Below are 1,250 nucleotides of genomic sequence, written 5' to 3' on the forward strand. Positions count from 1 at the left end.
ACCCCCAGCCCCTCCCCCGTAGGGAGGGGAGCGGTATGATTTGTAGGTGGAGTTTTTTATAAAATAAAAATAACTCGTTAAACAATTAAATGAGTAGCCCAGCATACCATTCCCCTCCCTGCGGGGGAGGGGTTAGGGGTGGGGCTTTGTGGGCAGGGTGGGCTTTGTGTGGCTGCTATTTGTGTAGGGCTTATAACTATATATGTATATGAAAATAGGAATATTAGGAGCGGCAGGCTACACAGGTGGCGAACTCATACGTCTGCTCATCAATCATCCCGAGGCGGAGATAGTTTTTGCCAACAGCGAGAGCAATGCCGGCAATCTTGTTGCCGACGTGCATGAAGGTCTGTATGGCGATACCGACCTGAAGTTCACCTCTGATATGCCTTTCGAAGATGTTGACGTAGTGTTCTTCTGCTTCGGTCATGGCAAGAGCGAGGCGTTCCTAAAGGAACACAATATACCAGCCCACGTAAAGATAATCGACCTTGCGCAGGACTTCCGCCTAAAGCGTGAGGGCAACGACTACGTCTACGGTCTGCCCGAAATCAATCACGACGCTATAGCCAAGGCGCAGCATGTAGCTAATCCAGGTTGCTTCGCCACGTGCATACAGTTGGGACTTCTGCCCGCCGCCAAGCTCGGCTTGCTCACCGACGACGTTGCGGTGAACGCCATTACGGGTTCGACGGGTGCCGGACAGAAGCCTGGCGCCACCACCCACTTCTCTTGGCGCAACAATAACATGAGCATTTATAAGCCCTTCCAGCACCAGCACGTGCCGGAAATATGCCAGAGTCTGAGTCAGGTGCAGCAGCTCGCGGGCAATGGCGAGTTAAAGGCATCTATCGACTTCATCCCTTATCGTGGTGACTTCGCCCGTGGCATCTTCGCCACTGAGGTGGTTAAAACCGACGTTCCGATTGAAGACATCGTGGCAGCCTACAAGGACTTCTACCGCGACGCACCCTTCACCCACTACGTCGACAAACCTATCGACCTGAAGCAGGTGGTCAACACCAACAAGTGTCTCATCCATTGCGAGAAGTACGGCAACAAACTCCTCATCACCTCATGCATCGACAATCTGCTCAAAGGTGCTGTGGGACAGGCCGTACAGAACATGAATGTGATGTTCGGAGTGGAAGAAAGCTTGGGATTGAAGCTGAAACCGACAGGGTTCTAATAAACGAAAAGCCCCATCCCCTGCCCCTCTTAAGGGAGAAGGTTGTGATATAAAGCCCCAC

1 protein-coding gene is annotated in these 1,250 nt (G+C 52.2%); it reads left to right on the forward strand.

The window, feature by feature from the left end:
* Positions 1 to 208: 208 nt before the first annotated feature.
* Positions 209 to 1,189 (forward strand): N-acetyl-gamma-glutamyl-phosphate reductase, encoded by a 981-nt coding sequence (gene argC, locus I6E38_RS14810; protein ID WP_235394702.1) that lies wholly within the window; start codon positions 209 to 211, stop codon positions 1,187 to 1,189.
* The last annotated feature ends 61 nt before the right edge of the window (positions 1,190 to 1,250 follow it).

It is taken from the genome of Leyella stercorea (assembly GCF_021531355.1).
GTDB lineage: Bacteria > Bacteroidota > Bacteroidia > Bacteroidales > Bacteroidaceae > Prevotella.

Excerpts from the sequence above, each read along its gene's own strand:
- argC (WP_235394702.1), top strand. The coding sequence starts at position 209 with ATGAAAATAGGAATATTAGGAGCGGCAGGCTACACAGGTGGCGAACTC.